Raw genomic sequence first — 24,538 nt, 5'->3', positions numbered from 1 at the left:
TGGACACAGAGGAAGCCCGTACTCAGGAGGTCGTAGTGCCCGGTGGTTTGATGTTGATCGCCTACGACGGATCCGACAACGCCAAGCGTGCGGTGGAGTGCGCAGGTCGCTTCCTCGCCTCCAATCGCGCTGTGCTGGTGACGGTGTGGGAGCCGATGGTCCGTCAGGCCGCCCGCATGTCAGGTCTGTCCGGTGTGATGCAACCCGAGTGGGTGCCCGACGAGGAGACCGAGGACGTCGCGTTCTCCGACGCCAAGGTCACCAACGAAGAGGGTGTCCAACTCGCCGAGGCCGCCGGACTCGCCACCGAGGGTCGCTGCATCGAGTGCACCAGCACGATCTGGACGGCCATCGTCGAGACGTCCGACGAACTCGCGGTCGACATCATCGTCACCGGCACCCGGGGCACCACCGGCCTGCGGTCGTTGCTGCAGAGCAGCGTCGCCGACCACGTGTTGCGCCACAGTCACCGCCCGGTGCTGATCGTGCCTCCCGGGAAGTAGTCCGGACGCCCGACTACTGTCGGGTGACCATGGACGGCTTCCTCCTCTCCCGCGCCGACCGGACGTTGCGTACGTCCGGTGCGCGGCACGGGTACGACACCGCGGCAGCCGCTGTCGCGGCCCTCGCGAACGGTGACACCGAGTTGATCGTCGGAGCGCTGCCGTTCGATCCCCAGCGTCCTGCCGCGCTGACCGCCCCGGAATCGTGGGAGTTCACGGACGGTCCGTGGCGGCCCGGCACCGTTCCCGACCTCCCGCCCGTACGCCTCACGCGACAAATCCCCGACCCCGCCGAGCACGTGGCTCGGGTGCGGTCCCTCGTCGACCGCCTGCGCGAGGGCATCCTCGGCAAGGTGGTGGCCGCACGCAGCGTCACCCTCCGTTCGGACACCCCTATCTCCGCAGAAGCGTTGGCCGCGAGAATGATTCACCAGAATCCCACCGCGAACGGGTTCGCCGTCGACCTCTCCGCGGCCGGCGAGGGCTTCCGCGGACGCAGCCTCGTCGGCGCCAGCCCCGAGGTGCTGCTCAGTCGGCGCGGGCGACGCGTCACCTGCCGTCCCCTCGCCGGAACAGCCCCGCGGCGCGCCGATCCGGAGGCCGACGAGAAGGAAGGTCGCGGCCTCCTGGAGTCCACGAAGAACCTGGCCGAGCACGCGTTCGTCACTGCCTGGATCAGGGAGGTCCTGGCGCCGCTTTGCACCGAGTTGACCGTCCCGGACTCCCCGGTTCTCACGAGCACGCACGAGGTGTGGCATCTCGCGACCCCCATCGAAGGCGTGCTGCGCGACGCGTCGACCAGCGCTTTGAGCCTGGCCACCCGGTTGCACCCGACGCCCGCGGTGTGCGGCACCCCCACCGACCTCGCCCTCGCGACCATCCGGGACGCCGAGGAGGATCGGCGGTTCTACGGCGGCGCCGTCGGGTGGTGCGACGGCGACGGCGACGGCGACTGGGTGGTGGCCATCCGCTGCGCCGAGATCGCCGCGGACGGACTCGAGGCACTGGCGACGGCGGGTGGGGGCATCGTCGCCGAGTCCGACCCGGAGTCCGAACTCGACGAGACGACCACCAAACTGCGCACGCTGCTCCGGGCGCTCGGCGTGCAGCAGAGCCTGTGAACTGCAGAAACGGTGGCCCACGAGCACCAATCAGCAGTTCGCCGGCCCGTGGGTGATACCTTGACCCGAGCAATTCGTACGCGGGAGTAGCCGTGTGCGTCGATGGCACGACGGTGGGAGATGTCTGATGGGGAAGTTCCTTGTGCCCGGTGTGGTCAGCGCCGTGGTCGGTGTCGCTCTCGGCACCGTGGCGACGCTCGGCATCACCGCAGCCGCACAGGACAACACGCGTCCCGAGATCGACCGCAGCGGCAACGCGGATTCCTCGCTCCTGAACCAGGTTGAGTACGGCAGCCGCTGAGAGCGCCGGCTCAACAAGTTCCCGCACTTCCCCCGAGTCGGCGGCCATGTCGTCCATGGCGCCCTCGGCGGAGCCTCTGTCACGGCGGTGGCTGTTCGGCGCCTCTGTCGTAGCGTTTCTTCTCGCATTTCTCCAAACCCCCGGCCGGCTCGCCGCTGACACCAAGTACGACCTGTCCCAGAATCCGATCGGATTCCTGGAACGGGCCGCGCATCAGTGGAGCAGCCAGGCCCCCCTGGGTCAGGTGCAGAACCAGGCCTACGGTTACTTCTTTCCGCACGGCGCGTTCTTCGCGCTCGGCGACGTCCTGAGCGTCCCGCCGTGGATCACCCAGCGGATCTGGTGGGCCCTGCTGCTCGTCGCCGGATTCTGGGGCATCGTCCGTCTCGCCGAGGCGCTCGGCGTCGGCAGCCGCTCGTCCCGCATCATCGCCGGTGTCGCGTTCGCGTTCTCCCCCCGTGTCCTCACCACCCTCGGTTCGATCTCGTCGGAAACCCTCCCGATGATGCTGGCGCCGTGGGTCCTTCTGCCCGTGGTCGTCGCACTCTCCCATGTGAGTGACAAAGCGTCCCGGGACACACGGTGGCACTCACATGCACGGCTGGCGGCCCAGTCGGCGCTCGCCGTCGCGTTGATGGGTGCGGTGAACGCCGTCGCGACCGTCGCCGCGTGTCTCGTCGCAGGTCTGTGGTGGATCGCGCACCGGCCGAACCGTCGGTGGTGGGTGTTCACCGCCTGGTGGTTCCCGTTCCTGGCGCTGGCCACGCTGTGGTGGATCGTGCCGCTGCTACTGCTCGGCAAGGTGAGCCCACCGTTCCTCGACTACATCGAGTCGTCCGGGGTGACCACGCAGTGGACGTCCCTCGCCGAGATCCTCCGCGGCACCGACAGCTGGACGCCGTTCGTCTCCCCCGAGCGCATCGCAGGCGCGGTCCTCGTCACCCAGCCCGCCGCGGTCGCGGCGACCGGGCTGATCGCCGCCGCCGGGCTCGCCGGACTGTGCATGCGGTCGATGCCGGCCCGCGGTCGCCTCACCCTGATCCTGTTCGTCGGTGTCGCCGGACTCGCGGCCGGGTACATCGGCGAACTAAGCTCCCCGTTCGCCGAGCAGGTGCGACTGTTCCTCGATTCCACCGGGGCACCCCTCCGGAACGTCCACAAACTCGAGCCGCTCGTCCGACTGCCCCTCGTGCTCGGGCTGGCGCACCTGCTGGCGAAGGTGCCGCTGCCCGGGTCCGTGCCGGTCGCGCGGTGGCGCAGCGCGTTCGCGCACCCCGAGCGCGAACCGATGGTCGCGGTGACGAGCCTGGTGCTGGTCGCCCTCACCCTGGCGACGTCGCTGGCGTGGACGGGCAAGCTCGCACCGCGGGGCACGTATTCCGAGGTCCCCGACTACTGGCAGCAGGCCGCCTCGTGGCTGGAGGACAACGCCGGGGGCACGAGCCCCGACGGTTCCGACGCGGAGCGTGCGCTTGTGGTGCCGGGCGCACCGTTCGGCAGCCAGCTCTGGGGTCTCACCCGCGACGAGCCGATGCAGGCGCTGGCGTCCACGCCGTGGGYGTCCCGCGACGCCGTCCCGCTCACCCCGCCCGGCACCATCCGGGCCATGGACTCGATCCAGCGGCTGATCACGGACGGCCGCCCGTCGGATGGCATGGCGCAGACCCTGCTCGGCCAGGGCATCCATTACCTCGTCCTCCGCAACGACCTCGACCCCGAGACGTCGCGGTCGACGCGCCCACTGCTCGCGCACCAGGCCGTTACCGGCTCGCCCGGATTCACGCAGGTCGCGGAATTCGGCGAGGACATCGGTCCCGGCGATGTCGAAGGCCTGGTGATCGACAGCGACCTGCGTCCCCGGTACCCGGCGATCGAGATCTTCGAGGTGTCGATGCCGGACGGTTCGCCGACGACGAGCGGGCCGTACACCGCGAACCTCGACGGCATCCCCCGGGTGCAGGGCGGGCCCGAATCGCTGCAACGCCTGCGGGAGAACGGCGCCCTGCCCGGAGCCGGACCGGTATTGCTGGCCGCGGACGCGACGCGCGCCGGACTACCGGTCGACGACGTCACCGTCACGGACACGCCCCGGAACCGGGAAACCGATTACGGCCAGGTCGACAATCACAGTTCGGCACTGCGCACCCCGGACGACGCCCGCCGCACGTTCAATCTCGTCCCCGACTATCCGGTGGCGGACACCCCGCTGGTGGAGGGGCAGTGGGAGGGCGCGACGCTGAGCGTGTCGAGTGCGGCGTCCGACGCCACGCAACTCGGCGGCACCTCCCCGGCCAGCAGCGCCGCCGCGACCGTCGACGGTGACCCGGCGACGGGCTGGTTCAGCAACGGCATCGAGCGGGCGCTGGGCCAGTGGCTCCAGATCGACTTCGACACCCCACTCACGAGTTCTCTGCTGCACATCACGACCAGCCCGGCGGCGATCGGCGCCCCCGTCCGCTGGATGGAGGTGTCGACCCCCAACGGCAGCACGGCCGTGAAGGTGGATGCCCCGGGCAAACCGATCGCCGTGTCCGTTCCCGGCGGTGTCACCCCGTGGGTGCGGATCACCGCGACCCGAACCGAGAACGGTTCCGCGGGAACGCAGTTCGGCATCAGCGAGGTGTCGGTCGAGGACTTCTCCCAGCGTGACGCCCCGGTAACCGTGCCGATCCGGTACCGGACCGTGTTGCCTTCCACTCCTCAGGGTGCGTCCGTCTCGGGTTGGGATCTCAGCCAGGAACTCCCCGGCCGCAACTCGTGCGCCGAGTCCCCGGACCGCGTGCGGTGCAGTAACGCCTTCGTCCTGCCGCCCGAGGAGGTCGGCACGTTCGAGAGAACGTTGTCGGTGCCCGAACCCACCGCGGTCACGCCGCAGCTCGTGCTGCGGGCACGGCATGGCGCACCACTGGAAGAGATTCTCACTCAACGGGATTCGCCGTCCGCCCATGGGACCAGCAACATCACCGACCTTCGTGGGTCGGCGTTCGCCGCCACCGACAACGATCCGCGTACCAGCTGGTCGGCGAAGCAGGACACCACCAGCGGCAAGGGCGCGAAACCGACCCTCACGATCGACCTTCCCCAACCCACGCTGGTCACCGGCCTGCAACTGACGCCCAGCGCGGGCGCCGTGCCCGCCGCCCCCGACCGGGTCGCCGTCGACCTCGGGAACGGACCGCAGGTGCGCGACGTCGACGAGGACGAGGACGACGGGACCGTGACGGTCGAACCCCGGGTGACCGACCGGATAGTGCTCAGCCTCGTGTCCTGGAAGAGCACCCTCGATCAGAACGCGCTGGGTTTCGCCCAGCTGCAGCCGGCGGGCCTCGCCGAGGTCGGGGTGCTGGGCGAGGACGGCGTCCTGCTGCCCGGTTCGGGTCCGGCCGACGACGCCGGCGCCCGCCCGGTGACGGTGCCCTGCGAGGAGGGGCCGGTCGTGACGATCGGCGGGCAGCCGGTGCGCACGAGCGTCACGGCAACCGTCGGGCAAGTGCTCTCCGGTGACCCGGTTCCCGCAACCCTCTGTGACACCCCCGGCCCCGTCCCGCTGGGAGCCGGATCCCAGGACGTGACCGTCGACCCGGGGTCGGCGTTCTTCGTCGACAGTCTCCGCCTCGACGCCGGACCGCAGGCCAAGGCCGTTCCGACCGAGCAGGTGTCGACCACCGCATGGACGGAGAACCACCGGGAACTCACGGTGCCCCGCTCGGACGCCGAGCGCGTCGTCGTCGTCCCCGAGAGCACCAACGTCGGCTGGGTGGCCACCGCACCGGACGGCAGCGAACTGACACCGATCGTCGTGGACGGCTGGCAGCAGGGGTGGATCCTGCCCGCGGGAACCGAGGGGACGGTGACCCTCGACTTCCCCACCGACCACTGGTACCGCCTGGGGATCTTCGGCGGTCTACTCCTGCTGATTCCGCTGATCGCCGCCGCACTGTGGCCGCGCCGCGCACGCGAGCGCGATCCCGGCCCGGCACCGCGGACCTGGGGCAGCGCGACGGTCGGGTGGCTGGGAATCCTCGCTGCCGCCACCGTGATCGGTGGTCCCGTCGGCGCGGCGACGACGGTCGTGGTGACGCTACTGGCCGTCACCCTCGTCCGCCTACGCGGAACCGCCACCACCGCGCGCGTGCTGGTGGGGGTCGCCGGAGCGTCGACGATGCTCGGCATGGCGATGCTCTCCACCGGCCCGTGGCGCGCACCCGGCGGGTACGTGGGGCACTCGTTCCTCGTTCAGTTCCCGCTGCTGCTGGCGCTCGTCGCCACCGGGCTGGCGGTGCTGCCGCTCGGACGGTCCGTGCTCCTGGCGCGCGCCTCCCAGCGCTTGACGGCGCGGCGAGCAGGTTCCTCCACCAACGCGTAACTGGCCGACGCGACCGCGACGCTCATCACGGTCGTGAGGAACAGGATGTAGACGAAGTGGCCGGTGAACGGAACGAGCCCGAACACCGGAAAGACGATCGACAGCACCGCGAGGTGCCAGATGAAGATGCCGTACGACCAGCGGCCCACTGCGAGAGCGAGCGGACTCGCGAGGTAGCGGTGGGTGGACGTGTCGGACAGCACCAGCGGGGCCATCAGCGCGAAGCTGATGACGGCGCCGAGCGCCATCTTGACGGCGTACTGCCACGGTTCGGGACGCACCAGCCCCTCCGGGCCGGCCAGATCGGTCGCGGTGAGCGCGAATGCCACTGCGGCGACGAGAAACATCCGGACGCGATGATGCGCCCAGCGGTGCATTCGCCCGGGCGGACTCACCGCCAGCTCGGCGAGCAACATCCCGGCTCCGAACCAGGGCAGGTACCCCGGTAACCAGTTGTCGTGATGAATGCCACCCGGCGTCGACACCGGCACGAATGCCCACGTCAGACTCACCGCGATCAACGCGAGAATCGCCGGAACCCGCAGCCGCGCAGCCGGACCCCGCAACCGGACCAGCGCGAACGCCAGCAGCGGAAGCACCAGGTAGAAGGCCACCTCCACCGACAGACTCCACATCTGGGTCAAACCGTCGGTGAGCGTAAGGGGCACGAACACCTGCACGAGACCGAGATTCGCCCACCACGTGCGGTAACTCGCGTTCGCGGTGGGCAGGAACGTCAACACCACCGCCACGGCGACCCAGTACGCGGGCAGGATGCGCGTCGCCCGCGAGATCCAGTACCGGACGATTCCCTGGGCGGGGCCCATCCCCCGCGCCGCCCCGGCATGGCTGCGCCACAACAGGAATCCGGACAGCGCGAAGAAGACCGCCACCGCCAGATCGAATCGTCCCCAGATGCGCCCGAGAACGGGCACGTGCGTCGCACCGGTCTGGAACGCGACGTGCGTCACGAGCACCCCCAGCGCCGCGAGACCGCGCATTCCCTCGAGTGCGGGAATGAAACTGCGCGGCGGTGCGGTCGTGCTCGTGGTGGTGGCCGAGGTGCTCATCACCAACAGTGTGCCTGGTCCGGGGGCTGTGACGGAAAACTCCGTTCGAGTCACTTCGCTGGCGAACGGCCGATGCGTTTACTATCCGATGGGGCAAATGCGCATTCGAGACTGTTAGTGTTTTGCCTCACGTGGTGTCGATGTGGGCTCCATGCGATCCGTGCAGCCGTGCTGCCGGTGGGGGAATCTCAATCGACAGAATTGGGTTAGGAGAGAAAGCATGGCGGAGCGCTCAGGGCCGAGCCGGATACTTGCTTGCATTCTGGTGGGCCTCGGTGCCTTCCTCTTGGCCGTCGCCATTCTCATTCCCACCTACACGGTGGGCAAATTGGAGAAGACGCCCTTGGACCTCGAAGTGACCACGATCGCCGAAGGTTCCGGCAGCGTGCTCAACTCGCAGGCTCTTCTCGCAGGCAAGGCCGAAGTCAACACGAACGTTCCACTGGTGTCACAGCGCTACGTCACCACCGAAGACCCCGCGGACGCGGACGTCGTCACTCTCCAGGCGGGGCAGACGCTGCGTCGCACCGACAAGCAGGGCGACACCGGACTGCTGTCCGCGATCGTCGACCGCAACACCGTCGACCGCAAGACGTCGATGCCGACCAACGACCCGGTGGGCACCATCCAGACGCAGCCCAACCAGCCTGCCGAGGAAGTTCCGCGCGACGGACTGCAGTACAAGTTCCCGTTCAACTCGGAGAAGCAGAGCTACCCCTACTTCGACCTGAACGCGCGCGCCACCCAGGACATCAACTTCGTCGAGGAGACGGAGATCAACGGCCTGAAGGTGTACCACTACAACCAGACGATCGAACCGGTCGACTTGTCGAAGGTGGTCAGCTCGCCCACCAACAAGCTGACGCTGCCCGCCGAGGCGTGGGGCGTCCCCGGTGGCACCCTCCCCGTCACGATGACCCGCTGGTACACCAACGTGCGCGACCTGTGGGTCGAGCCCGAGACCGGTGTCGTCGTCAAGGGCCAGGAGCAGCTGCACCAGTACTACGCCCGCAACAAGGACAAGCCGGAGATCGACGTCCTGAAGGTGGAACTGCCGTTCAACGAGCAGACCATCGAATACCAGGTCCAGCAGGCCAAGGACGGCATGGACAAGATCAGCACGTTCGGTCGCACCGTGCCGATCATCGCCGGCATCCTCGGTGTCATCGCACTGATCGCGGGACTCGTCCTGGGTCTGCGCGGCGGCAAGGGCAGGCAGCCCGCGCACACCGCCGGCGACGACTACCCGCCGAGCGACGGTGGCCGCCACGTCGACCTGGACAAGTCGGAGGCTCCCACCGAGCAGCACGACTGGACCACGGACAAGACGGAAGAGATTCCCGTGCAAGATCCGCGCAGGTACGACGAGCGCTAGACGTAAGGAGCCGGACGCCACGTAGTCCGGTGCGAAGGGGACCTCGGTAGTGCACCGAGGTCCCCTTCGTCGTTCCCGGGGGCGGCCCGTGCGGTGTCGCCCGATGTCACAGGCGGCTCGTCGGACCGCCCGGATGTCAGATCGGGCGCGGGGCATCGCGCCGCGCGCTGCGCACGGCGAGGACGCTGGCGACCAGTGCGGTGCTCGACGCGACCGTCACGGCGACGGCGATGAACTGCCCGATCGTGGACGCGAGGGTCAGCATGCCGGTCATCTCGACGGCGAAGCCGATCCAGGCGATCACGGCGAGGTGCGTCCGCTCCCCCGCGATGGCGGACAGCAGGGCGCCCTGCAGGACGGCCAGGCAGGCACCGTGGAGCGCGAACAGCCACAGCAGCGACTGGACGGGCTGGTATGCGTCGCCGACGAGAAGCGGGACGAGGGGGGCGGCCACCGCGACGGCCGCGACGAGGACCGCGCCGAGTCCGACGAGGACGGCGAGCGCCGACCGGATCGCCTGGACGGAGTGCGCGGGATTCGCCATCCGCGGATAGAGCACCACCCCGACGGCCTGCGGCAGCCAGAACGCGGCCTTGGTGGCGACGGCGCCCAGCGCGTACAGGCCGGCGTCGTCGTTGCTGAGCACGATCCGGGCGATCACCAGGTCCATCGACGACAACGCGATCAGCGCCAATTGCACCTGCGACGCCTTCAGCACGGCCGCGACGCCGATCCGGGTGCTCGACTCCCCGGTGATCGCGGAATCGGCGAACAGGCGCGCACACAGGGCCACCAGCCCCGTGCCGACCGCACTCGCGGCGAGGGCGAGGCCCGGCCCGGCGCCGACGGCCAGAACCACGACCGCGGGTACGACCTTCGCGATACCCGCGGCCGCGAGGACGACGCTGAGCGGACCGAACCGTGCCGCGCCCTGCAGCAGTCCCTGCTCGGTGGCGAGCAGGACCAGGACGGGCGCCGTGATGAGCGCCGAGAACGTGGCGAGCATGCCGGTGTCGAGGGCCCACGACACGAGGGGGGCGAGCAGCATCGCGGCGACCGCGACGATCACCGCGCAGCGGTACCCCAGCAGGCGGACCGCGTGGGCTCCCTTGCCCCGGACCACCTCGCGGGCGACGACGGTCTGCAGCGCGAGAGCGGGGACGGCGAGGACGAGTTGGGCCGCGAGCAGGCTCGCGAACTCCCCGTAGCCGGCCGGGCCGAGCCAGCGGCTCGCCGGCAGATGCAGCAGGTAGGACGCGATGTTCGCGATCATCGAGCCCGCCGTCACCATCGTCACCCCGGCGACCGCCGAGCTGGTGAGGGTCTGGCGTGGCATGCGCCCCATGATGCACTACGTGCCCTGCGAGCCGGGTCGATGCACCACGTATCGTGACGGCCCATGACCGCCCGGCGCCGAGCATCGTTCGTCGCGCCGGTCTACAGCCTCCTTCTGGCGTTGCTGATCCTCGGGCCGCTGCTCGGTCCGGGCTATCTGCTGTTGCGGGACGCGGTCAGCACTCCCCGCTCGTATCTCACCGACTCGGCGCTCGGCCTCACGGACGCCGCCGCGCGGGCCGTGCCGCAGGACGCTCTGCTCGCGACGCTGAGCGTTTTCGTCGACGGCGGCCTGGTGGTGAAGGCGATCCTGCTGCTGGCGCTGTGGGCGGCGGGCTGGGGTGCCGCCCGGATGGTCCGCACCGTCCTGCCGACGGCGGGGCTCGGACCGCAGCTCGTCGCCGCGACGGTGACGGTGTGGAACCCGTACGTCGCCGAGCGACTGCTGCAGGGGCACTGGAGCCTGCTGACCGGGTACGCGGCGCTGCCGTGGACGGTGTGCGCGGCGGTCGCGATTCGACGGGGTCACCGCCGGGGGTGGTTCGCCCTCGCGGCCTGCCTCGCCGCGGCCGGTCTGACCCCCACCGGGGCGTTGCTCGCGGCGGTGACGGCGGTGGCCGTCCTCGCGCTCCTCGGCGGACGATCGGCCGCGTGGCTCCGGGTGACGGGCGCGCTGGGCCTGTTCGTCGTCGCGAGCGCGCCGTGGCTGGCGGCCACGGCACTGGCCGGCGGCGGCGGGGACGGCTCCGATCCCGCAGGGGTCGCGGCGTTCGCGGCGCGCGCCGAGCCGGGGCTGGCGACGCTGGGCAGTCTCGCCGGACTCGGCGGCGTGTGGAACGAGACCGCCGTCCCGGACACCCGGACCACACTGTTCGCCCTCGTCGGAACGGTCCTGCTGCTCGGGGTCGTCTTGTGCGGACTCCCGGCGCTGTGGCGGCGGCGACGGCATCCCGTGGTGGCCGCACTGACAGCGCTCGCGCTGGTGGCGGTGCTGCTGCCCGCACTCGGCGCGACCGCGTGGGGACTCGACGTCGGCCGCTGGCTGGTGCAGAACGTGCCCGGCGCGGGATTGCTCCGGGACGCGCAGAAGTGGGTGGCGCTCGCGGCGCCGCTGTATGCGCTCGCCGCCGCGGCCGCGGTGCTGCGACGCCCCGGCACGTGGTCCGTCTCGGCCGTCCTGGTCGTGCTGCTCGCCCTCCCCGACCTCGCGTGGGGCGTCGGGGGCGCGCTGCGCCCGGTCCACTATCCGCCGTCGTGGGAGCAGGTGGCCGCCGAGGTGGCGCACGAGTCGGACAGCGGGGACGTCGCCGTGCTGCCCACCGGCATGTTCCGCAAGTTCTCCTACAGCGGTGCCGCTCCCGTTCTGGACCCCGCCCCGAGGATGCTGCCGGATGACGTGCTGCAGACGGGCGAGCTGGTGGTGGCCGGTGGCACGGTGACGGGCGAGGGGTCCCGGGCGCAGCAGGTGGAACGGGTGCTGCTCACCGGCGGTTCCGCCGCCGAACTCGCGCCGCTGGGCGTCCGGTGGGTCCTGGTCGAGCGCGACACGCCCGGGCCGCGCGGCGAATCTGCGACCACCCTGGCCGGTCTGGAGCGACAGTTCTCGGACGGGCATCTGGAGCTGTATCGCGTCGGCGGCGACGTCGCGCGGCACGAGGCGTCCGACCGGGCGCGTGCGACGGTGGTCGCGGCCCACGTGCTGTGGGGCCTGCTGCTGGCCGGCGGTCTACTCGGCGCGGGCGTGCTCGAGGCCCGGACGCGCCAGCGCCGGCGACACCAGCCCTGACGTCCGCAGGCCCGCGGCCGTGCCCGCCAGCACCTCGTGGACGCCGTTACCGGTGTGCTTCCAGGAGAACTCACCCGCGCGGACCCGTGCCTTCTCGCCGAGGACCATGCGCGTCTCGGGGTCGAGCAGGAGGGTGTTGACGGCCGCGGTCAGTTCGCCGACGTCGGCCGTCGCCGCTTCCGCACTGCCGACCAGCACACCGGTCACGCCGTCGACGATCGAATCCGTCAGCCCCTTGGAGCTGCGGTAACCGACGGTCGGGACCCCGTGCTGTGCGGCCTCGATGACGGCCAGACCCCAGCCCTCCTTGCGGGACGGCATGACGTGCACCCAGGACTGCGACAGCAACTGGTGCTTACGGGTTTCGTCGACGTGCCCGTGGAACGTGACGGCGTCGCCGATGCCCAGTTCGTGCGCGCGGTCGCGGAGATTCTGTTCCCACCAGCCGCCACCGATGACGTCGAGGTGCACATCGGCGATCGTGGGACGCAACGCCGCGACGGTCTCGAGGGCGTCCTCGATCTGCTTGTGCGGCACCAGCCGGGACAGGACGCACACACTGGGGTGCACGGTCCGGGTGTCGGCGCCGCCGATGTCCACGCCGACAGGAATGTCGTCGGCGCCGTTGCGTACCACCGCGATCCGTTCGCGCTCGACACCGAGTTCGACGAGTTCGTCGGCGGACGGCAGCGACACGGTGAGGTACTGGTCGTCCCGGTGGGTGCGCGGCGACAACCGTGATTCCACCCACCAGCCGATCTTGCCCATCAACCGGCCCGCCACGGGCCACTGCTCGCGATGACAGTGATGCACGAGCAGCGTCACGGGTGCACCGGCGACGACGCGGGAGAAGAACGGGATGCCGTTCTGGGTGTCGATGACGGCGTCGGGCCGGATACCTCGCAGCGGTCCGAAGCCGAGCCGGCCCGCGGCGATCGCGGCGAGGGCGCGGGGGTAGACGCTGTACCGTCCGCCCGCCCGGCTGATCTCGATGCCGTCGACGGTCTCCTTCTTGGCGGCGCCGCGGTAACCGGCGGTGCGGAGGGTGACCTTGATTCCCCGCGCCGCGAGCTGGGCGCCGACCTCCTCGAGGTACCGCTCGCTGCCGCCGCCCTGCGGGTGACCGGTGTCGCGCCAGCAGAGCAGCAGAACCTCTCGCACGTTCATATACTCCTGTGGTCGGTGCGGTACATGTGGTCTCGGGGCGGGACGTTCCGCGCTGTAGTCCCCGAACACCCTATCGGTCGCGTTCCACCGGATGTTGCAGCCACCGCGAACGGATTGCGGCCCCGGCGGCTGCACTCGCTAAGGTTCAGTCTCGTGACGACGCCTCCCGTGACCCGGCGATTCGGTCGACGGGCAACGCTGAAGCGGTCGTTCGGCCTGCTCAGCGACTTCCGGCACGAACAGACCGCACCCGACCTGTTCTACGGCGCCCTCGCCCGCGACTCCGTCGAACTGATCGGTGACCTGTACGGCGGTCTCACCGACTCGGATCTCACCGGGACGACGGTCCTGGACGTCGGCGGCGGCCCCGGTTACTTCGCGGACGTGTTCCAGCGGGCCGGCGCCCGGTACGTCCCGGTGGAGCCGGATCCGTCCGAGATGCATGCGGCGGGCCTTGCCGTGGGCGGCGCGGTCCGCGGGTCGGGGTTGGCGCTGCCGTTCCGGACGTCGTCGGTGGACATCTGCTTCTCCTCCAACGTCGCCGAGYACGTCAGCGAACCGTGGGCAATGGCGGACGAGATGGTCCGGGTGACGAAACCAGGCGGCCTGATCGTGCTGTCCTACACGTTGTGGTGGGGCCCGTTCGGCGGCCACGAGACCGGGCCGTGGCATGCACTGGGCGGTGAGTACGCCGCCCGCCGCTACCTGCGCAAGAACGGCCGAGAACCCAAGAACCGCTACGGTGTCTCGCTGTTCAAAGTGGGTGCGGCCGACGGGCTTCGGTGGGCCCGGCGCGCCCCGGACGCGGACTTCCTGGCGGCCTTCCCCCGCTACCACCCGCGCTGGGCGTGGTGGATGGTGCGCGTCCCCGGACTGCGGGAGTTCCTGGTGAGCAATCTCGTTCTCGTGATGCGGAAGCACTGACCGTGGTCGCGCTGGCTCTCGACATCGGTGGCACCAAGATGGCCGCCGGGATCGTCGACGCGGACGGCACGGTGCCGCATCCGGCGACCATCCCCACGCCGGAGACCGGCGTCGCGGACGCGTGCGCCGCGCTGCTGCGCGAGGTTGCGGGAGCGGCGACGATCACGTCGGTCGGCATCGCGTGCGCGGGACCGGTCGACACGGTCGCCGGCACCGCGTCACCCATCAACATCGACGAGTGGTCGGGCGGATTCGGCCTGGTCGGCTTGGTGCAGGAACTTTTTCCCGGCGTCCCCGCGAGGCTGGCGATGGACGGTGCCGCCGCCGCTCTCGGCGAGCATCACCACGGTGCCGGGCGCGGTGCCCCCGACCTGCTGAGCCTGGTCGTGTCCACCGGTATCGGCGGCGGAGTGGTCCTCGGCGGCCRCATCGCCACCGGCCGGACCGGAAACGCGGGTCACATCGGTCACCTGGTGGTCCCCGGCGGAACCGAGCCGTGCACGTGCGGCGGGGTGGGGTGTCTGGAGACGGTGGCGAGCGGACCCTCGTCCGTGCGCTGGGCCCGCTCCCGGGGATGGCGCGGCACGACGGGCGTCGAATTGGCGAGGGCCGCCGCGGACGGGAACGACGTCGCCGTGGCCGCCCTCGACCGCGCGGGGACCGCACTGGGGCAGGCCATCGCGTCCGCGGCAGCCCTCCTCGACGTCGATCTCGCGGTGATCGGTGGCGGATTCGCGCAGGCCGGACCCGCGTTGTGGGACCCGATGCGCAGGGCCGCCGCCCGCCACGCCCGGTTGTCGTTCGTCGCGGATCTGCGGGTGGTCCCGGCGGAACTCGGCGCCTCCGGAACCCTCGTCGGGGCGGGAGTCCTGGCCGTCGACGAGGGCTGACGCAGCGGGATCTCCTCACCTGTTCCGAAATTCTGTAACGTGTTCTAGTGTTCAGGGTCACACCACGTTCAGGAGAGGAGGTGACCGTGAGCGCGAGCACTGCCCGATCCGCCGACGACTCCGATCACTCGTCCGAAGTCGCCCGGCCCACTGACTCCCGCCGCGATCCGGAGGTGCTGCGAGACGCGCTGCAACGCTGGCTCGCCGCCCAATTGCCCGCCGACGCCGCACCAGAGGTCACGCACGTCCACCTCCCCGACGCCAACGGCATGTCGAGCGAGACCATCCTGTTCGACGCCACCTGGTCCGGAGAGGTTCACCCACTGGTCGCGCGGGTCGCGCCTGCCGACACGACGATGCCCGTCTTCCCGGAGTACGACCTCGACGGACAGTTCCAGGTGATGGCACAGGTCCGGGAACACTCCGCCGTCCCGGTCCCGGTCGTCTACTGGTCCGAATCCGATCCCGGTCCGCTGGGCGCCCCGTTCTTCGTCATGGCCCGCGTCTCCGGGCAGGTCCCGCCGGACGTGATGCCCTACAACTTCGGGTCGTGGGTGACGGAGGCGACCGAGGAGCAGCGCGCGCTGCTGCAGCACAGTGCGGTGAATGTGCTTGCGCAGCTGCACGACATCGACCGACCGTGGGAGCGGTTCGCGTTCCTGCGACTGCCCGGCTCCGGTCCCACCGTCACCGAGGCGCTCGCCGCGCACATCCGGCAGCAACGCGACTACTACGAATGGACGACGCTGTCCGGTCCCCGGTCCCCGCTGATCGAACGCGGCTTCGCGTGGATGGAGGAGAACCTCCCGGACGACCCCTCCCCCGCCGTGTTCTGCTGGGGCGACGCCCGTATCGGCAACATGATGTTCGAGGACTTCCGGCCCGTGGCCGTACTCGACTGGGAGATGGTCGCACTCGGGCCCCGCGAACTCGACCTGGGCTGGATGACGTACCTGCACCGGTTCTTCGAGGACATCGCCGCGGCCGCCGGACTCGACGGGATGCCCGACTTCCTGCGCCTCGACGACCTCGCCGCCCTGTACGAGGAGCTGACGGGCCACACGCCCCGCGATCTCGAGTACTACACCGCCTACGCGGCACTGCGGCAGGCCACCATCATGCTGCGGATCCAGGAGCGCGCCATCCACTTCGGACAGGCCGTCGCTCCGGAGGACCCGGACGACATGATCATGCACCGCGCGTCGCTGGAGGCGATGCTCGACGGCACGTACTGGGAGAAGATCCGATGACCGCCGACTACGCGGGAAATCCGCTCTCCCCGATGGACGACTACCCCATCCATCAGGTGGCCGAACCCATCCGGCGCGTCGCCACGTCCGACCGCAACTTCTACGACCGCTACTACTTCAACTGCTATCCCTCGGCCGAGTCCGACCTCTTCCTCATCATCGGTCTCGGTCAGTACCCCAATCTCGGGGTGACGGACGCGTTCGCGGTGCTCCGCCGCGGCGACGACCACATCGTCGTCCGCGGGTCGGCGGCGCTGGGTCACGACCGCGCCGTCAGCACCGTCGGTCCGTTCCGCGTCGAGGTCCTCGAGGGTCTGCAACGCTTGCGGGTGGTGCTCGAGCCCGGCGACTACGACCTCTCCTTCGATCTCACCTTCGACGGCGCGATCCCCGCGACGCTGGAGCCCCGCCACTTCCGCAGGCAACTCGAGCGCGTCACGTTCGATACGAGCCGATTCGTCCAGACCGGCACCTGGGCAGGCGAACTCACGATCGACGGGCAGAGGCGCCCCGTCACCCCCGACACCTGGCGCGGCAACCGCGACCGGTCGTGGGGGGTGCGCCCCGTCGGCGAGTCCGAGCCGCCCGGACGGCGCGCGGTCGACGGGATCCAGAACTTCTTCTGGATCTACTCGGTGATGCAGTTCGACGACTACTCCGTCTCCGTCGTCCTGCAGGAGGACGAACTCGGCAGGCGCATCGTCGAGGAAGCCGTCCGCGTCTGGCCGGACGCCGACCGCGAACCCGAATGGCTGGGCCGACCCGAACACGAGCTGAAGTTCGAACCGGGGACACGCGACGTCACGTCGGCGTCGCTGAGTTTCCACCGCCCGACCGGCGAGGTCGTCACCGTCACCTGCGACCTGCTGGTTCCCAACTACATCGGTATCGGCACGGGGTACGGCCTCGAAGCCGATTGGCGTCACGGCATGTGGCAGGGCGAACTCGTGGTGCAGGGACTGCGCAAACGCGCGTCCGAGATCGAACCGGGACTCCGGATGTTCTGCCCCGTCGACAATCTCACCCGCTTCCGGCTCGAGGACGGCGGCGAGACCGTCGTCGGGACAGGGCTGTTCGAGGTCGCGGCGATCGGCCCACACGCACGGTACGGATTCGACAGTTTCACCGACACCGCCTCCTGACCGGGGGAACGACACGAGGAATGGACTCATGACCGACTACGACAAGCTCTACATCGGCGGCAAGTGGGTGGCCCCGGCCACCGATCAGGTGCTCGAAGTGTTCTCCCCGGCAACCGAGGAACGCGTCGGCAGCTGTCCCGTCGCGTCGCCGGCCGACATCGACGACGCCGTCGCCACGGCCCGGCGGGCATTCGACGAAGGTCCGTGGCCGCAGACCACTCCCGCCGAGCGCGGCGAGATCCTCGCGAAGGCGGCGAAACTCATCGAGGAGCGCGGCGACGCCCTCAACGCGCTGATCTCGTCCGAGATGGGTCAGCCGCCCGCGATGGTCGGGATGATGCAGCAGACGCCGTCGCTCGCGACCCTCAACTTCTACGCCGGTCTCGCGAACGAGTTCGAGTGGGAGCAGACCCGCACCGGCGCGTTCGGGCAGACGAAGGTGCTGCGGGAGCCCGTCGGTGTGGTGGCCGCGGTCCTCGCCTGGAACGTGCCACTGTTCCTCGCCGTCAACAAGCTGTCCCCGGCGCTGCTCGCGGGCTGCACCGTCCTGCTGAAGCCGGCACCCGAATCCCCGCTCTCCACGCACCTTCTCGCCGAGATCTTCGCGGAGGCGGGGGTTCCCGAGGGTGTCATCTCCGTCCTGCCCGGCGGCGCCGAGACCGGCGAATACCTGGTGTCGCATCCCGGCATCGACAAGATCACGTTCACCGGCAGCAGTCCCGTGGGCCGCAAGATCGGGGCGATCGCCGCACAGAACCTCAAGCGCTGCTCCCTCGAACTGGGCGGCAAGTCGGCGGCCATCATCCTCGAGGACGCCGACCTCGCGTCCACGATGCCGATGCTGGTGATGTCCGGACTCATGAACACCGGGCAGGCATGCGTCGCGCAGACCAGGATCCTCGCCCCGCGTTCCCGCTACGACGAGGTGTTGGACGCCCTCGTGGCGGGTGCCGGATTCATGACCGTCGGCGATCCGTCCGACCCGGCCGCGCAACTCGGTCCGCTGATCTCCGAGAAGCAACGCGACCGCGTCGAGGGCTACATCGCCAAGGGCAAGGAACAGGGCGCCCGCGTGGTGCTCGGCGGCGGCCGTCCGGAAGGCCTCGACAAGGGCTGGTACGTGGAGCCGACCATCTTCGCGGACGTCGACAACTCGATGACGATCGCCCGCGAGGAGATCTTCGGACCCGTCCTGTCCGTGATCCCCTACGACTCCGAGGACGAGGCGATCAAGATCGCCAACGACTCCGACTACGGACTCGCCGGCTCGGTGTACACCACCGATATCGATCACGGTCTCGCCGTCGCGAAGCAGATCCGCACCGGCACCTACGCCATCAACTGGTACGCGTTCGACCCCGGCTCACCGTTCGGCGGCTACAAGGCCTCCGGCATCGGTCGCGAGAACGGACCGGAGGGGCTCGAAGCGTTCTGCGAGACCAAGTCCGTCCTCATGCCGCCCGGCTACACGGGGTAGGCGGCTTCGCCGCCCGTGCGCCTTTCTGGTTGCTGCAGCTACCAGAAAGGCGCACAGGCGTTAGCGTGATCGGGTGACCGCATCGACCCCGGACACCACCCGCGACGCCGACGGTGAGAGTGCACTCACCGTCGTTCTCGCGTTCGGCGCGAACATTCTGATCGCACTGGCCAAGACCGTCGCCGCCGTGGTTACCGGCTCGGCGTCGATGGTGGCGGAGGCCGCCCACTCGTGGGCCGACTCGGGCAACGAGATCCTGCTCCTGATCGCCAATTCGCGGGCCAAGCGCACGCCGGACCGCATCCATCCGCTCGGGTACGGGCGCGAGGCCTACGTGTGGTCGATGTTCGCGGCGCTCGGGCTGTTCGCGCTGGGCGCGGGGGTGTCCGTCACGCACGGCATCCAGGAGCTCGTGCACGCCGAGCCGGCTACGAACTTCGCCGTCGCATACGTCGTGCTCGGTGTCTCGTTCGTGCTCGAGTCCATCTCCTTCCAGCAGGCGTACCGACAGTTGCGCGCCGAGGCCATCGCCATCGACCGCGACGTCCTGGCCCACGCACTCCGCACGTCCGATCCGACCACCCGGGCCGTGTTCGCGGAGGACGCCGCGGCGCTCATCGGTTTGGTCATCGCGTTCCTGGGCGTTCTGCTGCACCAGATCACGGGATCGGCGATCCCCGACGCAATTGGCTCCATCCTGGTCGGGATCCTGCTCGGCGTCATCGCGCTGATTCTGATCGACCGCAACCGGCGATTCCTGATCGGCGAGGAGGCATCCCCCGCCCTGCGCCAGGCCGGCATCGAGGCGCTCGAGGCGCTGCCCGAGGTCGACCGGGTGACGTTTCTGCGCATGGAGTACCTGGGACCACGACAGGCGTACCTGGTGGCGAGCGTCGACCTGGTCGGTGACTACGCGGAGTCCCGTGTCGCCCATACCCTCCGCGACCTCGAGGCCCGGCTCGAACGGAGCTCGCACGTGGTCCGCGCGATACTCACCCTGTCGACAGAGGACGAGCCGACGATCACCGTGTGAGATCGCCGGCTCGTCGCCGTTTCTGCGGTCTAGCTGCCGAACTGGATCCCGCCCAGAGGACCGCCGACGAGGACGATCTGCGGCATCGTGGTCTGGGGGTTGGCGACAGTGGTCAGCGACAGGCATTCGCCGAGGACCGCGTACGCGCCGTCGGGAAGTTCCGGCGTGGTGAACGTCTTGACCGCGTTGCCTGCGGCGTTCGCGACGACGCGCTCGATCGGGTTGGTGGCCCACGCGACGAATCCCGGTTCGAGGACAACAGCGGGATCGGCGAGGACGGCGGGCAGCTTGGTGGCGTCGAATGCCACGGCACCGCAGGACTGGGCGTCCAGCAGATTCAAGACGTTGGGGTTGGTGACGGTGATGTCGAGGGTGTTTCCGTCGACCGCGGTCACCACGGTGGGAGGCTGGACTTCCGGCGCTGCGGAAGCGGTCGCCGGCATTGCGACGGCTACGGTGGCGGCGGCAGCGGCAGCGAGTGCGGCACCTCCGGCGAGTCGTTTCATGCCCCTGCTGGTCCCTGTCTGCATCTGCAATCCTTTCGTCGGGTGCGAGCTTCGAGAATCGAGGCTTTACAAACCGAATGGTATGCGTTTACTGCAGAATCCTCCCCTGAAACGACGAATGTCACAGTGGTTCAGTCGGACTGAACCACTGTGACATTCGGTCACCGGGGAGGGACTAGCTCAGGCGCTGCTTCAGGGCCTCGAACTCGTCACGGATGCCGGAGGGAACCTTCTCGCCGAGGAACTCGAACCATTCCTCGATGAGCGGCAGCTCCTGCTTCCACTCGTCGACGTCAACCTTCAGCGCCTCGTCGACGTCGTCGGCGTCGACGTCCAGGCCGCCGAGCTCCAGATCGGCTGCGGTCGGAACGAATCCGATCGGGGTGGACTCGGCGCCGGCCTTGTGCTCGATGCGGTCGACGATCCACTTCAGCACGCGGGAGTTCTCGCCGAAACCGGGCCACAGGAAGCGGCCGTCGTCGCCGCGACGGAACCAGTTGACGTAGAAGATCTTCGGCAGCTTCTCGGAATCCGCGTGCTTGCCGAGGTTGATCCAGTGGTTCAGGTAGTCGCCGGCGTTGTAGCCGATGAACGGGATCATGGCCATCGGGTCGCGGCGGACGGTGCCCACGGCACCCTCGGCGGCAGCGGTCTGCTCGGACGACAGCGTCGCACCGAGGAACGTGCCGTGCTGCCAGTCGAAGGACTCGCTGACCAGCGGAACCGTGGTCTTACGGCGTCCACCGAACAGGATCGCGGAGATCGGAACACCCTGCGGGTCGTCCCACTCGGGCGCGAGGATCGGGCACTGCGACATCGGGGTGCAGTAGCGCGAGTTGGGGTGCGCGGCCTTCTCCCCCGACTCGGGCGTCCACTCGTTGCCCTTCCAGTCGGTGAGGTGCTGCGGGTCGCCTTCGAGACCCTCCCACCAGACGTCGCCGTCGTCGGTCTGCGCGACGTTCGTGTACAGCGAGTTGCCGGCCTCGAGCGTCTTCATCGCGTTCGGATTCGACCCGTAGTTGGTGCCCGGCGCGACGCCGAAGAAGCCGTACTCCGGGTTGACGGCGTACAGGCGGCCGTCCTCACCGAAGCGCATCCACGCGATGTCGTCGCCGAGGGTCTCGGCGCGCCATCCGGGGATGGTCGGCTGGATCATCGCGAGGTTGGTCTTGCCGCAGGCGCTCGGGAACGCGGCCGCGATGTAGTACGGCTTGTCCTCCGGGGAGATCAGCTTGAGGATCAGCATGTGCTCGGCCAGCCAGCCCTCGTCGTGGGCCATCGCCGACGCGATGCGCAGCGAGTAGCACTTCTTACCGAGCAGCGCGTTTCCGCCGTAGCCGGACCCGTAGCTCCAGATCTCGCGATCCTCGGGGAAGTGGGTGATGTACTTGGTGTCGTTGCACGGCCACGGGACGTCGGCCTGGCCCTCTTCGAGAGGTGCGCCGACCGAGTGCAGTGCCTTCACGAACGGCTTGTCGGTGCCGAGCTTCTCCATCGCGGCGGTACCCATGCGCGTCATGATGCGCATCGACACGACGACGTACTCGGAGTCGGTGATCTCGACACCCAGCTTCGGGTCGTCGGCACCGAGGGGACCCATGCAGAACGGCACCACGTACATGGTGCGTCCGCGCATGCTGCCGCGGTAGAGGTCGGTCATGAGCGACCGCATCTCGGTCGGGTCCATCCAGTTGTTGGTGGGCCCGGCGTCGATCTCCTCTCGCGAGCAGATGTAGGTGCGGGACTCGACGCGTGCGACGTCCGACGGGTCGGAGTTGCCGACGAACGAATTCGGCTTCTTCTCGTCGTTGAGTCGCGTGAACGTGCCGGCCTCGACGAGCTGCTCGGTCAGTCGATCCCATTCGGCGTCCGAGCCGTCGGCGAAGACGACGCGGTCGGGCTGAGTGAGTTCGGCAACCTCTCGAACCCAGGCGAGCAGCTCACTGTGCTCCGTGGGGGGCGTGCCGTCAGTTCCGTTCAGACCGGGAATGGTCGCTGAGGTCATCAAACTCTCCTGGGGTGAGCCGGAACCGGACCATCTGCCGTCCGCTGAGAGAACCTCGCAGCGAGTGCCAGACGGTCCGATTTCCCCTCTCGGCGGGGTCCAGCCAGGCCGTCCATGCCACATGGAAGACGCGGGCGCCGGGTGTCCTATCCCTAGAGGTTAACGCCGCGAGTCCCGTCTCGGGGAATCGGGTGCGGTTGGAATGGTCACAGAAACGATTCAGTAGAGCTACCAGGGGCCTTTCCCGCGTCTGCAGTGCGGATTTCGGAGGTGTTCAGCCGTTACCGAGAGTCCCACCATCGGTCTGCTGCCAGTGCACGACGCCGTCGCCGTCGCGGCGAAACTCCCAAGACGCGTACGCGCCGTCCTCGTGGATCATCGTCAGATGGTCTGCGTCGCCGTCCGAGTCGAGGTCGGAGGCGATGACGACGGCGTCGCCCGCGTCGAAGGTCTGGGTGTCGAGGACGCCGTCTCCGTCGATGTCGTGGGTCGGACCGGTGAGCGCGACCGCCCCGGAATCGGGACCGAAAGTGTCCGTATCGAGGTCCGGCACGTCCGGGACCAGAAAACTCTCAGTCGTCGCCACCGCGGTCTCCCTTCGCATTTCGGACCAGTTTCCCGCACAAATCAAGACATATCAAGATAATTCAACACGATTCCACACAAAAGCGGGCGAACCTCGGTCAGGCATCTATGTATTCAGACGTTCGCTGCGGCGATTCGGTTCCCCCGGCTGCCGGCGGACCTCCCGCAGACCCCGATCGACGGCCCCGAGGTCGCGTTCGCAGGACGACAACTGCCCGTTGCGTCTCGCGGCCAGGCGGCGGAGTTCGCCGTCGATCCGCGCGACCCGCTCGTCCACGTCCCGGGCGCACACCCGGCTCTCGGCGATGATCGCCTCACTCACCTGAGCCTCGGCCGCCAGCAGCCGGCCGAGGACGAACTGCTCCCACTGGGACCGCACGTGCACCAGCGCCTCGGCGGCCCACTGCCGCACGTGGGCACGTTCGGCGACGTGCCCGCGCGCCCGCGTCAGCCACCACGCCGCCACGGCTCCCAGCGCGAGGGTGAGCGGGATGGTCGCGATGTCGAGCGCCGGCACCATCGACAGCGGCGAGACCACCAGCCTGCCCAGACCGAGCCCGGCGGACGCACCGATCAGGATCGTCATCCGGTCTTCGAGTCCGCGGTGTCGCGGTTCGAGACCGTCCGGCGCAACCGGCTCCGGCAGCGGAACGTCGCTTTCGGGCGCGGCCACGGTGACGCCGACCCGCGACCGTAGGTCGTCGAGGCGCGCGGTGACCGCGGCATCGACCGCACCACTTCTCTCGCGCACCATCTCGGCGAGCCGGTCGGGGTAACCCTCGAGCGTCCCGCGGCCGGCGCGGTCGATCTCGGCGCGTGCGGTCGTGCCGGCCGCGCGACACTGGGCGGCCACCTCGTGCATCAACTCGACCTTCGCGAGCTGGACCTGACCGCGGAGCTGCGCGACCCGTTCGGTGCGCCTGCCGTCCCGCAGCGTCAGCGCGCGAACCCGCTCGGCGCGCAGTTCGGCGCCGGGTTCGGTCTCCCGCACGGACTGGGCGGTGGCCACGATCATGCGCCGGGTCTGCTCGAGCACGGTCTCGGTGGCGGAGCGCCGGTCGGGGGCCTGGGCGCGGGCGGCGCGCAGGAGTGCCGCGAGCAGCGCCTCGGCCCCGGAGTCGCCCGCCGCCACCGGGTGGATCTCCACGTCGGCGAATCGCGCCGAGTGCCGGGCGAGCAGGGCCCGATTGCGTTCGCTCACACCTGCCCAGTTCCGGTGGACATCGGTCTTGGTGAGCGCGAAGACCACGGGACGGGCCGGTCGCGCGACGACGTCGAGAACGGAGAGCTCCTCCCGTCCGAGTGGTGCCGCGGCATCGAGCACCATCAGGATCACGCGGGCGTCGATCGGGTCCTCCACGAACGCGAGCGCGGTTGCGTCCAGTGCGCGGAGCCCAACGACGAGCGTGGACTTCCCGGCGCGCCGCGGCCCCGCCACGAAGACACCGGGCTGCGGGGCTTCACCGGACTTCAGGCGGGCGACGCCGTCCGGGTTCCATCGCGTCACCACGTCGACGGTTTCGGCGGGCAGATCCGACAGCTGTTGCGTCGTCACGTTCCGGGGCTGCCGCTCAGCTGCTGCCAGATGCGAACGTAGTGACGCCGGACGTCGACGACCGCCCGGCGGCGGCGGGCCGTCGGTTGCCGGGCGAGTTGCGCCCTCCACCAGTCCGCGCACCGGGCGGCGTCCGCGGCGCTGCGC

General features: G+C 69.5%; 18 protein-coding genes and 1 pseudogene. 12 read left to right on the top strand and 7 right to left on the bottom strand.

The window, feature by feature from the left end:
* Positions 1–35: 35 nt before the first annotated feature.
* The 4 genes from AC1D1G_RS09270 to AC1D1G_RS09255 all read left to right on the top strand — a co-directional run bounded on the left by AC1D1G_RS09270 (position 36) and on the right by AC1D1G_RS09255 (position 6,291).
* Positions 36–503: a universal stress protein gene (locus AC1D1G_RS09270; protein ID WP_005243718.1), complete on the top strand. Its 468-nt coding sequence runs from the start codon at positions 36–38 to the stop codon at positions 501–503.
* Positions 504–532: 29 nt separating this feature from the next.
* Positions 533–1,624 (top strand): isochorismate synthase, encoded by a 1,092-nt coding sequence (locus AC1D1G_RS09265; RefSeq protein WP_283330884.1) that lies wholly within the window; start codon positions 533–535, stop codon positions 1,622–1,624.
* A gap of 127 nt (positions 1,625–1,751) precedes the next feature.
* Entirely contained in the window at positions 1,752–1,925 is a 174-nt protein-coding gene (locus AC1D1G_RS09260) for a DUF2613 domain-containing protein (RefSeq protein WP_005258546.1), read from the top strand.
* Positions 1,926–1,971: 46 nt separating this feature from the next.
* A complete protein-coding gene (locus AC1D1G_RS09255; protein WP_477951793.1) occupies positions 1,972–6,291 on the top strand; it encodes a DUF3367 domain-containing protein in 4,320 nt (1,439 codons plus the stop codon).
* A gap of 23 nt (positions 6,292–6,314) precedes the next feature.
* On the opposite strand, the pseudogene AC1D1G_RS09250 reads toward AC1D1G_RS09255, so the two are convergent.
* A pseudogene (locus AC1D1G_RS09250) lies at positions 6,315–7,361 on the bottom strand (acyltransferase family protein); the annotation flags it as partial.
* Positions 7,362–7,581: 220 nt separating this feature from the next.
* On the opposite strand from AC1D1G_RS09250, the gene pgfA reads away from it, so the two are divergent.
* Entirely contained in the window at positions 7,582–8,736 is a 1,155-nt protein-coding gene (pgfA, locus tag AC1D1G_RS09245; RefSeq protein ID WP_283330882.1) for a cell envelope lipid trafficking protein PgfA, read from the top strand.
* 136 nt (positions 8,737–8,872) lie between these two features.
* Here the strand turns inward: pgfA and AC1D1G_RS09240 are convergent, their stop codons facing one another.
* A complete protein-coding gene (locus AC1D1G_RS09240) occupies positions 8,873–10,072 on the bottom strand; it encodes a polysaccharide biosynthesis protein (protein ID WP_477951792.1) in 1,200 nt (399 codons plus the stop codon).
* Between the two features lie 63 nt (positions 10,073–10,135).
* On the opposite strand from AC1D1G_RS09240, the gene AC1D1G_RS09235 reads away from it, so the two are divergent.
* Positions 10,136–11,857 (top strand): MmpA family trehalose lipid delivery protein, encoded by a 1,722-nt coding sequence (locus AC1D1G_RS09235; RefSeq protein WP_477951791.1) that lies wholly within the window; start codon positions 10,136–10,138, stop codon positions 11,855–11,857.
* On the opposite strand, the gene AC1D1G_RS09230 is transcribed toward AC1D1G_RS09235, so the two are convergent.
* A complete protein-coding gene (locus AC1D1G_RS09230) occupies positions 11,798–13,018 on the bottom strand; it encodes a glycosyltransferase family 4 protein (RefSeq protein WP_280780861.1) in 1,221 nt (406 codons plus the stop codon). The genes AC1D1G_RS09235 and AC1D1G_RS09230 overlap by 60 nt on opposite strands.
* A gap of 174 nt (positions 13,019–13,192) precedes the next feature.
* On the opposite strand from AC1D1G_RS09230, the gene AC1D1G_RS09225 reads away from it, so the two are divergent.
* The 6 genes from AC1D1G_RS09225 to AC1D1G_RS09200 all read left to right on the top strand — a co-directional run bounded on the left by AC1D1G_RS09225 (position 13,193) and on the right by AC1D1G_RS09200 (position 19,740).
* A complete protein-coding gene (locus AC1D1G_RS09225; protein WP_477951831.1) occupies positions 13,193–13,948 on the top strand; it encodes a class I SAM-dependent methyltransferase in 756 nt (251 codons plus the stop codon).
* Between the two features lie 2 nt (positions 13,949–13,950).
* The gene (locus AC1D1G_RS09220; protein ID WP_477951790.1) at positions 13,951–14,838 is read left to right on the top strand and encodes an ROK family protein; all 888 of its coding nucleotides are present in this window, start codon (positions 13,951–13,953) and stop codon (positions 14,836–14,838) included.
* Between the two features lie 80 nt (positions 14,839–14,918).
* Positions 14,919–16,088 (top strand): phosphotransferase family protein, encoded by a 1,170-nt coding sequence (locus AC1D1G_RS09215; RefSeq protein WP_283351622.1) that lies wholly within the window; start codon positions 14,919–14,921, stop codon positions 16,086–16,088.
* The gene (locus AC1D1G_RS09210) at positions 16,085–17,230 is read left to right on the top strand and encodes an Rv3169 family protein (RefSeq protein WP_283351621.1); all 1,146 of its coding nucleotides are present in this window, start codon (positions 16,085–16,087) and stop codon (positions 17,228–17,230) included. The genes AC1D1G_RS09215 and AC1D1G_RS09210 overlap by 4 nt, the downstream gene beginning before the upstream one ends.
* A 28-nt stretch (positions 17,231–17,258) precedes the next feature.
* A complete protein-coding gene (locus AC1D1G_RS09205; RefSeq protein ID WP_283351620.1) occupies positions 17,259–18,707 on the top strand; it encodes an aldehyde dehydrogenase in 1,449 nt (482 codons plus the stop codon).
* A 73-nt stretch (positions 18,708–18,780) separates the two neighbouring features.
* Positions 18,781–19,740: a cation diffusion facilitator family transporter gene (locus tag AC1D1G_RS09200; RefSeq protein ID WP_280780631.1), complete on the top strand. Its 960-nt coding sequence runs from the start codon at positions 18,781–18,783 to the stop codon at positions 19,738–19,740.
* A 29-nt stretch (positions 19,741–19,769) separates the two neighbouring features.
* On the opposite strand, the gene AC1D1G_RS09195 is transcribed toward AC1D1G_RS09200, so the two are convergent.
* The 4 genes from AC1D1G_RS09195 to AC1D1G_RS09180 all read right to left on the bottom strand — a co-directional run bounded on the left by AC1D1G_RS09195 (position 19,770) and on the right by AC1D1G_RS09180 (position 24,391).
* On the bottom strand, positions 19,770–20,270 hold the full coding sequence (locus AC1D1G_RS09195; protein WP_283351619.1) for a hypothetical protein: 501 nt from the start codon (positions 20,268–20,270) through the stop codon (positions 19,770–19,772).
* 151 nt (positions 20,271–20,421) lie between these two features.
* The gene (locus AC1D1G_RS09190; protein WP_009478209.1) at positions 20,422–22,251 is read right to left on the bottom strand and encodes a phosphoenolpyruvate carboxykinase (GTP); all 1,830 of its coding nucleotides are present in this window, start codon (positions 22,249–22,251) and stop codon (positions 20,422–20,424) included.
* A gap of 274 nt (positions 22,252–22,525) precedes the next feature.
* Complete coding sequence (locus tag AC1D1G_RS09185; protein ID WP_280780629.1) at positions 22,526–22,837, bottom strand: DUF6802 family protein; 312 nt, start codon at positions 22,835–22,837, stop codon at positions 22,526–22,528.
* A gap of 105 nt (positions 22,838–22,942) precedes the next feature.
* Positions 22,943–24,391 (bottom strand): hypothetical protein, encoded by a 1,449-nt coding sequence (locus tag AC1D1G_RS09180; protein WP_477951789.1) that lies wholly within the window; start codon positions 24,389–24,391, stop codon positions 22,943–22,945.
* Between the last annotated feature and the right edge of the window lie 147 nt (positions 24,392–24,538).

This window comes from Rhodococcus sp. P3_B8 (assembly GCF_056402775.1).
The sequence above is the reverse complement of the archived record's forward strand: the minus strand, read 5'-3'. Positions and strand labels throughout refer to the sequence as shown.

Excerpts from the sequence above, each read along its gene's own strand:
- AC1D1G_RS09265 (WP_283330884.1), top strand. The coding sequence starts at position 533 with ATGGACGGCTTCCTCCTCTCCCGCGCCGACCGGACGTTGCGTACGTCC.
- AC1D1G_RS09260 (WP_005258546.1), top strand. The coding sequence starts at position 1,752 with ATGGGGAAGTTCCTTGTGCCCGGTGTGGTCAGCGCCGTGGTCGGTGTC.
- pgfA (WP_283330882.1), top strand. The coding sequence starts at position 7,582 with ATGGCGGAGCGCTCAGGGCCGAGCCGGATACTTGCTTGCATTCTGGTG.
- AC1D1G_RS09240 (WP_477951792.1), bottom strand. The coding sequence starts at position 10,072 with ATGCCACGCCAGACCCTCACCAGCTCGGCGGTCGCCGGGGTGACGATG.
- AC1D1G_RS09235 (WP_477951791.1), top strand. The coding sequence starts at position 10,136 with ATGACCGCCCGGCGCCGAGCATCGTTCGTCGCGCCGGTCTACAGCCTC.
- AC1D1G_RS09210 (WP_283351621.1), top strand. The coding sequence starts at position 16,085 with ATGACCGCCGACTACGCGGGAAATCCGCTCTCCCCGATGGACGACTAC.
- AC1D1G_RS09205 (WP_283351620.1), top strand. The coding sequence starts at position 17,259 with ATGACCGACTACGACAAGCTCTACATCGGCGGCAAGTGGGTGGCCCCG.
- AC1D1G_RS09195 (WP_283351619.1), bottom strand. The coding sequence starts at position 20,270 with ATGCAGACAGGGACCAGCAGGGGCATGAAACGACTCGCCGGAGGTGCC.
- AC1D1G_RS09190 (WP_009478209.1), bottom strand. The coding sequence starts at position 22,251 with ATGACCTCAGCGACCATTCCCGGTCTGAACGGAACTGACGGCACGCCC.